Source organism: Inquilinus sp., from assembly GCF_057815775.1.
On the sequence record NZ_JBYRFX010000942.1, the window covers coordinates 1 to 5,753 of the forward strand.

Annotated in this window: 5 protein-coding genes; 3 read left to right on the forward strand and 2 right to left on the reverse strand. The window is 69.3% G+C overall.

Annotated features, from left to right (window positions below):
- Positions 1-153 precede the first annotated feature (153 nt).
- Positions 154-930 (forward strand): DODA-type extradiol aromatic ring-opening family dioxygenase, encoded by a 777-nt coding sequence (locus AC3XYG_RS33530; protein WP_489144224.1) that lies wholly within the window; start codon positions 154-156, stop codon positions 928-930.
- A 41-nt stretch (positions 931-971) separates the two neighbouring features.
- Here the strand turns inward: AC3XYG_RS33530 and AC3XYG_RS33535 are convergent, their stop codons facing one another.
- Positions 972-1,433 carry a peroxiredoxin gene (locus AC3XYG_RS33535; RefSeq protein ID WP_489144225.1) on the reverse strand — a complete coding sequence of 154 codons (462 nt, stop codon included), beginning with the start codon at positions 1,431-1,433 and terminating at the stop codon, positions 972-974.
- A 312-nt stretch (positions 1,434-1,745) separates the two neighbouring features.
- On the opposite strand from AC3XYG_RS33535, the gene AC3XYG_RS33540 reads away from it, so the two are divergent.
- Both AC3XYG_RS33540 and AC3XYG_RS33545 read left to right on the forward strand, forming a co-directional pair.
- Complete coding sequence (locus AC3XYG_RS33540) at positions 1,746-3,500, forward strand: OmpA family protein (RefSeq protein ID WP_489144226.1); 1,755 nt, start codon at positions 1,746-1,748, stop codon at positions 3,498-3,500.
- 12 nt (positions 3,501-3,512) lie between these two features.
- Positions 3,513-4,217, forward strand: a complete 705-nt coding sequence (locus AC3XYG_RS33545; protein ID WP_489144227.1) for a helix-hairpin-helix domain-containing protein — start codon at positions 3,513-3,515, stop codon at positions 4,215-4,217.
- A 7-nt stretch (positions 4,218-4,224) separates the two neighbouring features.
- Here AC3XYG_RS33545 and AC3XYG_RS33550 read toward each other — a convergent pair.
- Positions 4,225-5,753, reverse strand: a 1,529-nt coding sequence (locus tag AC3XYG_RS33550; protein ID WP_489144228.1) for a [protein-PII] uridylyltransferase family protein, incomplete at its 5' end; no start/stop codon positions are given.

The following is a 5,753-nucleotide window of genomic DNA, read 5'->3' on the forward strand; positions in this document are numbered from 1 at the left end:
GTCCATGAGATTGTCAATATGGCAGCAACAATCTCTTGCTGTCATGCCCGATTATAAATGCCGGGGATGCGTTCAATATGATGAGGCGCGATGCACCGCGTCGCAGCTCGATGACCCCCAGCGGCCTGCCGGCCGCGGACCAGGAGATTTCCGATGACCGCGATGCCTGTGCTGTTCGTCTCCCATGGATCGCCGATGCTGGCGCTGTCCGACGAGCCGGCGGGGCGGTTCTTCGACACGCTCGGCCCCAGCCTGCCGCGCCCCGACGCCATCCTCGTCGTCTCCGCCCATTTCGAGACCGAGGTGCCGACGGTCGGGGCGGTGGCGCAGCCGGAGACGATCCACGACTTCTACGGCTTCCCGGATCCGCTGTACCAGATCCGCTACCCCGCCCAGGGTGCACCCGGCCTGGCCCGGCTGACGGCCGAACGGATCGCCGCGGCCGGCCTGCCGGTGGCGGTCGACAACAGCCGCGGCCTCGATCATGGCGCCTGGGTGCCGCTGCGCCGGATGTTCCCGGCGGCTGACATCCCGATCGCCACGCTGTCGGTGCAGCCGCATCGCGACCCGGCGCACCACTATGCCGTGGGCCAGGCGCTGCGCGGCCTGCGCGACGACGGGGTGATGATCCTGGCCTCGGGGTCGCTGACCCACAATCTGCGGGCGCTGAACTGGCATGGCGGGCCCGACGCGCCGGTCTCCGGCTGGGCGCAGGTGTTCATCGACTGGGTCGCCGCGGCGGTGGCCGAGGGCCGCACCGACGATCTGCTGAACTATCGCCGCCTGGCGCCGGAGGCGGTGAAGAACCACCCGGCCGACGAGCATTTCCTGCCGTTCTTCGTCGCCCTCGGCGCCGGCGACGGCCCGGGAAAGCGCCTGCACGCCAGCGTCACCATGGGCGCCCTGGCGATGGACGCCTACGCCTTTTGAGAGAGCGGGCCGGGTTCGCCACGGCGGACCCGGCCTTTGCATCAGCCTTGGACGGCCTTCAGCACGGCCTCGACATGGCCGGGCACCTTGACGCCGCGCCACAGGCCGCGGACGATACCCTGTTCGTCGACCAGGACCGTCGACCGGTCAATGCCCATGTACTTGCGGCCATACATCGACTTCTCAACCCAGGCGCCGTAGCGCTCGACCGTGTCGTCATCCTTGGCCGAGGCCAGGGTGAAGGTCAGGCCGTATTTGGCCGCGAATTTGTTCAGCGCCGGGATCGGGTCCTTGGAGATGCCGATGATGGTGGCATCCACCCCCTCGAATTCCGGCAGGGTGTCGTTGAAGCCGCAGGCTTCCTTGGTGCAGCCCGAAGTGTCGGCCTTCGGGTAGAAGTAGACGATCACCTTCCGGCCCTTGAGGGCCGCGAGCGACACCGTCCCGCCGCCAGCCTTGGGCAGGGTGAAATCCGGGGCGGACTTGCCGATCTCGACGGTCATGAGGGTCTCTCCACACACGGTTCGTTGCGCTGCTGACCTAGGACGAAGGCTGCCGTTCGGCAAGCCCGCATCGGATGCCGGATCGCCGGACCGTCAGGCCCGGCTGTCCGTATTTCAAACATACGATAGTATAGTGTATAGTATCCGTTGGCATGTGCTTGGTGGGGCGATGACATCGCGGCCGTGATGTCGCATGTGCAGCCGAATAGATCGATTTTGTTCTTGTTTCAATTTTGATGACGGCTTTGGTCTTCGGGCCGGCGTGAAGCATGCCGGGTTGCATCATCCCTTGTCCGACGATGGAAGGGCATCATGAGTCAGCCGGGAAAATGGTGGCTTGGGCTTGTGCCGCTTCTCGTGCTCTGGCTGCTGGCCAACTGGCTCGACACCACGGATGTCGAGCACGACATCGCCGGCCGCGCCGGTGCCGCTGTCGCGTCGGCCTCGGCCATCGAGTCGCCGCGCGTCGAAGCTGCCGGCCGGGATGTCACCATCGCCGGCCTGGTGTTTGCCCCGGCGGAGGCGGCCAGCGACGTCGCCGCGGTCCGGACGACGCCGGGCGTGCGGCTGGTCGCCGATGCGACCTCGGCGCCGCCCACGGCGCAGCCTTACGACTGGTCGGTCAAGCGGGACGGCGGCTCGGTGCTGCTGTCCGGGCATGTGTCCATACCGGAGGCGCGGGTGACCATCCTGGCGGCCGCCAAATCCGCCTTCCCGGGCGCCACGATCAAGGATGAGATGAAATATGCGAGCGGGGCGCCCGATGGCTTCGCCTCGGCTGCCGTCTATGGCATTGCCCAGGCGGCGGCGCTGACGGACGGCAGCGTCGCGCTGAGCGGCGGCGACTATTCCATATCAGGCGAAGCCCCGACGGCGGCGGCCTATGACGCCGCGATGGCGGCGGCCCGGGTGCTGCCCGCCGGGCTGGCCCTGGTCAAGGCGGAGATCCTGCCGCCCGTGTTGAAGCCCTATGTCTGGAGCGCGACCAGTGCCGACAAGACCGTGACCTTCGGCGGCGCGGTACCGTCGGCGGAACTGCGTGCCGGGCTGGCGGCCGAGGTGGCGCACAGCTTCCCCGGGGACGCGATCGTCGACCGGCTGCGGATCGCCCGCGGGGCGCCGGCCGGCGATATCCTGGCCGCGGCGAAGCTCGCCCTGCAGCAACTGGCGCAGCTGGCCGAGGGCAAGGTCACGCTCGATGACAACAAGCTCTCCGTCAGCGGCACCGGCAAGCCGGGCGTCACCGCCGACGGCATCACCGGCGCGATCCGGTCCGGCCTGCCGCAGGGCTTCGACCTGGCTTCGGTCGATATCAAGGCGGGGGCGATTTCGCCCTACACCTTCAACGCGACCAAGGGCGACGGCGCCCTGACGCTGACGGGCTATGTCCCTGATGACAAGACGCACCAGGGCATCCTGGAGGCGGCGCGGCGCCTGTTCTTCGGCGAGGCTGTCACGGACCAGCTGGCGATCGGCGCCGGCGCGCCCGATGGGTTCGGCGATGCGGTGTCGGCCGCGCTCGGCCCGCTGTCGCGCCTGGGCCAGGGCACGCTTGCGATGTCAGGCACCGACGTGAAGCTGTCGGGCCAGGCGCTGTACGACAAGGCCGCCGGCGACATCCAGGCTGCCTTCGCGGCGGCGCTGCCCGCGCCCTTCAAACCCGATGCCACGGTCACGGTCAAGCCGCCCGAACCGGCGGTGGACGCCGCCACCTGCCAGGGCCTGCTCAGCGCCCTGCTGGGCAAGGGCACGATCGGGTTCGACACCGGCGCGGCCACGATCTCCCGGGATTCGGCCGGGCTGCTCGACACGCTCGTGGGCGTCGCCGAGCGCTGTCCGGACGCAAGGATCGAGATCTCGGGCAACACCGACTCGACCGGCGATGCCACCGCCAATCTCGATCTTTCCAAGCGCCGGGCCGATGCCGTCGCCGACTATCTGAAGCAGGCCGGCGTGGCGCCGGACCATCTCACGACAGTCGGCTATGGCAGCACCCGGCCGGTCGCGTCGAACGATACGGAAGAGGGCAAGGCCCGCAACCGCCGCATCGACTTTCTCGTCAACTGAGGGGGCGGGACCATGGTCTATCTGATCGAAACCTACTGGCTCTGGTGCCTCCTTGCCCTCGTGCTCGGCCTCGCGGTCGGCTGGCTGACCTGGTCGCGGGCGCCGAATGACGGATCCTGGCTGCCGGGCTGGCTGAAATGGGCAGCCCTGCTGTGGCTGGCCGGCCTTGTCGTCGCCCTGTTCCGCTGGTTTGGCGGCCGCAGCGGGCTCTATCTCGAAACGGCGCTGCTGTTCTTCGTGGCCTATCTGATCGGCTGCGTCGTCGGCGCCTGGGTGCGAAGTCTGCTGTCGGCGAACGAACAGCCGGCTGTATCACCGGCCGTGAGTCCAGTCGCGCCTGTCCCGATGGCCGCTGTGGCGCCGGGGGATGACGACCATCCCGGGACGAAGCCGGCCGGTCTCGCCGAGGCCCGCGGCGGCAAGGCGGACGACCTCAAGCGCATCAAGGGCATCGGCCGGCAGAACGAGGCCCGGCTGCACGGGCTCGGGATCTGGCATTTCGACCAGATCGCGGCCTGGACGCCCGCCAATGTCGAATGGGCCGGCGCCTTCCTGGCCTTTCCCGGCCGGATCGACCGGGAAGGCTGGGTCGACCAGGCCAGGCAACTGGCCCAGGGGCTCGAGACCGAGTTCTCCAAGCGGGTCGCCGAGGGTCTGGTCGAGACCTCCAGGGACAACGGCACCAAGGGCCAGGGCAACGTCGCGAAGGCCGACTGACGGCGCCCTATCCGCCGGCGGCCGTTGGCTCCTCGGCGGGCGATGGCGGCGGCCCGATCAGGCGGTCGAAGATGACCATGACGCCGGCGGCCTGCTGCCGCAGCCCGGCTGCGGCGGTGTCGAGGTCGTCGGGCGGGTCGGCCCGGTCTTCGCCGATGGCGCGCAGCAGGCCGCGGATCATCGCCTCCGACGCTTCGGCCGGATCGAACTTGTCCTCGACCGCGAAGCGCAGGAAGGCCTGCACCCGCTGCCAGGTCGCCAGCGCCCGCAGCAGCACCTCCGCCTCATCGGCCGGCAGCAGCCCGGCCGCTTCGATCCGCTGCAGCGCCTCGGCCGTGGCCTGGTGCAGGATGCCGGGATGGGCGGCGGCGTGCAGCAGCTGCAGGTACTGGGCGATGAACTCGATATCGACCAGCCCGCCGCGGAAGTGCTTGATGTTCCAGATATCCGCCGTGTCGCGCTGGCGTGCCATGCGGCCGCGCATGTCTGCGATGTCGCGCCGCAGCTTGGCCGGATCCCGGTCCAGGCACAGCACCGACTGGATCTCGGCCTCGATCCGGCCCTGCAGATGTTCCGGCGCCTGGATCACCCGGGCCCGGGTCAGGGCCATGTGCTCCCAGGTCCAGGCATCGCTGCGCTGATAGCCGGTGAAGGCGTCCAGGCTGGTCGCCAGCGGCCCGGAATTGCCGGAGGGCCGCAGCCGCATGTCGACCTCGAACAGCGCGCCCTGCGCCGTCGGCGCCGTGATCGCCGAGACCAGCCGCTGGATCAGCCTGGTGTAATAGACCATCGGGCCGATCGGCTTGTCGCCATCCGACACCTGATCCGCCGCCGCGTCGTGGATCATGATCAGGTCGAGGTCGGACCGGATCGTCATCTCGCGGCCGCCGAGCTTGCCGAGGGCGACCAGGGCGATGCCGCCATCCTGGAATCGGCCGTGCCGCCGGGCGAATTCGGTCTCGACCCGCGGTGTCAGGGCCCGCAGCGCCACCTCGGTGACATCGGACAGGAAGGCGGCGCAGGACGGGGTTTCCGACAGCCGGCGCAGGATATGCACCGCGGCGCGGAAGCGCTGGTCGTTGGTCCAGCGCCGCATGACGTCGAGCTCGTCCTCGAAATCGCGTGCCGTCGCCAGCTCGGCGGCCAGCCGCTCCTCCAGCTGCGCCCGCTCCGGCAAGGCGCTGAAGAAGCCGGGCGCAAGCACCGCCTCCAGCTGTTCGGCATGCGATGTCAGATAATCGGCGATCCGGCCGCCAAATCCGAGTATATCGATAAGAAGATCAAGGAGCTCCGGGTTGACGTTAAACAAGGAAAAGAGCTGCACGCCGGCCGGCAGCCGGGCCAGGAAGCCGTCCAGCCGCTGCAGCGTGGCGTCGGCATCGGCGGTGCCGCCGACGATGGCCAGCAGCCGCGGCAGCAGCCCGGTGATCAACGACCGGGCCCGCTCGCTGCGCAGGGCGCGGTAGCGGCCATGCAGCCAGCCCCGCACGATCGCGATCGCCTCGGGCGGCCGGGCAAAGCCCAGCCGCTGCAGCG